The organism is Vibrio sp. 10N.222.48.A3 (genome assembly GCF_041475345.1).
Taxonomy (GTDB): Bacteria; Pseudomonadota; Gammaproteobacteria; order Enterobacterales; family Vibrionaceae; genus Vibrio; species Vibrio tasmaniensis_A.
In genome coordinates, this window is the sequence record NZ_JBFRVX010000730.1 from 1 (window position 1) to 2052 (window position 2052).

The 2052-nt window shown below is 45.9% G+C and carries 2 protein-coding genes and 1 pseudogene; 2 read left to right on the plus strand and 1 reads right to left on the minus strand.

All coding sequences use genetic code 11. The annotated features are described in order from the left end of the window. Together AB4653_RS19100 and AB4653_RS19105 are read left to right on the plus strand one after the other, a co-directional pair. Nucleotides 1-402, plus strand: a pseudogene (locus tag AB4653_RS19100) (LysR family transcriptional regulator); the annotation flags it as partial. Nucleotides 403-502: 100 nt separating this feature from the next. Beyond that, nucleotides 503-1117 carry a LysE family translocator gene (locus AB4653_RS19105; RefSeq protein WP_009845685.1) on the plus strand — a complete coding sequence of 205 codons (615 nt, stop codon included), beginning with the start codon at nt 503-505 and terminating at the stop codon, nt 1115-1117. A gap of 109 nt (nt 1118-1226) precedes the next feature. Here AB4653_RS19105 and AB4653_RS19110 read toward each other — a convergent pair. Then, the coding region (locus AB4653_RS19110; protein WP_372105012.1) for an alpha/beta hydrolase at nt 1227-2052 on the minus strand (826 nt) is incomplete at its 5' end.

Genomic DNA, 2052 nt, shown 5'->3' on the forward strand with positions numbered 1-2052 from the left:
GCCATAAGCTCGGAAGACATCGTGAATTACTCACATATCAAAGTCACGGGTGGGGGAGACAAAGACAGCTATTCGGATATTGCGTTAAAGAAACAGGGACATAAACGCAGAATCGCATTGCAGGTACCGTTCTTTTCATCGGCGGGAAACGTGTTAATGCAAGACGACTACTTGATGATTGTGCCGGAGCATATTGCTTACAACTTGGGTCGACATCTCGATGTCGCTTACTTTTCGCTGCCGTTTGAGACAGAAATGCATACCTATTGGCTGATGTGGCATCCTAAGTATGACAACGACTCTGCCCATAAATGGGCTCGAGAGAAAGCGTTTAAAGCCATCCAAAAGTCGAGTTACAATATAAGTATGATTTCAAATCATACCAGTGATGATAATCTTTGATTTCAAATAATACCTACTGCGGCTTATTGTAAGCGCTAAGTATTGAGTATTAATTGTAGAGTGTTCAGCTGGAACGCTTTGTTTTACTAGGAATGGAATGATGACAGTAACAATTTGGTTTTCTTTATTAGCGATTTGCTTATTGGGTGCAATGTCTCCGGGCCCAAGCTTGGCGATGATCGCTAAGCACAGTTTGGCTGGTGGCCGTATGAACGGACTTATCGCAGCTTGGTCACACGCTGCGGGTATAGGTATCTACGCGTTCGCAACCATTGTCGGTTTAGCCGTTGTGCTTGAGCAATCACCAATGTTGTTCAAAGGGATCAGTTTAGCGGGTGCCGCGTATCTGCTCTATCTCGGTGTAAACGCGTTGCGTTCGAAAGGTGGAGTTGCCGCGAAATTGGAAGCGGGTGAACAGATGAGCTACATGCAGTCTGCTCGCGAAGCTTTCTTGATCTCTATCTTGAGCCCTAAGATCGCTCTGTTCTTTATCGCTCTATTTAGCCAATTTGTGGCGTTAGGTAATGAACTGAGCAATCAAGTGATTATTGTCTCAACGCCGCTGATTGTTGATGGCCTTTGGTATACCTTTATCACTTTGGTGCTCTCTAGCCCGTTGATCGTAGAGCGCATTCGAGCAAAAGCGCAGTTGATCGATCGATTATCAGGCGTGGTGTTGATTCTGCTCGCTGTGCGCGTGGTGTGGACGATATAGCGGTAGTCCATATATTGGTAAGAAACGATATCCATTAAAAAGGCTCACTAGACGTTATCTAGTGAGCCTTTTTGACTTCTATGGATTGGTTTCGAAAGACTTGAGCTTGTTAGCCTTCTGAATTCAGCACCGCATCGAGCTTTTCCATGGAATCTGAAAAGTACGGGTTGTAGGTCAAACGCGCATGGTTTTTACCTTCTTCACGATATCCCCACGCTGAGTACCACACTTCACTTGTCGCGTTGCACTGTGCTTCAAAACCTTCCTCTTGACCATTGGAGCAGATCTTCTCGCTACCATTGATCCCGTAGTAAGGATTGCTTGGCGAGAACAGTAAACCCATATGAGAGCCGTTCGAAATACGTTGCTCTGGGATCTTCATGCTGTATTGAACAGCGCGAGGATCGTCAAGTGTGGTTTCCCCTTGCCAAATCAACACGTTATTTGGGTTTGGCATGGATTCCGTAAATGCCTGCTGAACGAAGTGGGTATCAATGACACTGTCGCCTTCACTCATCATAATAAACACGGGCTTATCAAAGTGTTTGTCTTGAAGGCCCTCACGAACCACTTCTGAGGTTTGGTAGTAAACCGAAGCACCATTCATTGGCAGTGAGTTATAGCGAAGTACATTGTCTTCAGGATCTTGATCCGCCCAAGTGACAAAATAGCTTGCTAGCTCCGCATATTGAACTGCAGAAGAGCTCGGTTGAAACGCAGGAGAGAACAACAGTAACCCAGAGATCTTAGGATCGTTCATCGCCTGTGAAGTCACAAGGTTCGCACCTGTTGAATAACCGCCAAGCCACACAGAATCATACTCTTGCTCCAATAGCTTCGTATGATGAGCTACAACACCTTGCCAATCTTCTAAGCTTGGTTGCATTAAGTCACCGACACGACTGCCGTGGCCCGGTAGCAATACCGTTCTCACT